This is a genomic window from Gilvimarinus sp. 1_MG-2023 (genome assembly GCF_030548285.1).
In genome coordinates this window covers 1-238 of sequence record NZ_JAUOSC010001659.1, presented here as the reverse complement: position 1 = coordinate 238, position 238 = coordinate 1, and the positions used below count along the sequence as shown (strand labels likewise).

General features: G+C 54.2%; 1 protein-coding gene. It reads right to left on the bottom strand.

The genetic code is table 11. The features are described 5' to 3' along the window. On the bottom strand, positions 1 to 202 hold a 202-nt coding region (locus Q4563_RS22425), incomplete at its 3' end, for a hypothetical protein (RefSeq protein ID WP_303606119.1). Between the last annotated feature and the right edge of the window lie 36 nt (positions 203 to 238).

The following is a 238-nucleotide window of genomic DNA, read 5'->3' as shown; positions in this document are numbered from 1 at the left end:
ACAGTACCGACACCCCGTCTTCGAGCGCAAAGCGCGGCAGGACGGAGGTCAGGGAGCCAGCCGGGATCTGGTAGTTCTCACCTGTCTGTTCTTGTGTCTGGCCTGTGATCTGGCTTTCTGCCTGTACCGGGGCTACTGCAGGCAGTAACAGACAGATGGCCAGCAAGGTTGTGGCGTTGCTGTTGGTAAGGTTGTTTTTCATAGGTGCGAAGTATTCTTGTTTGCGTTTGTGCTATAA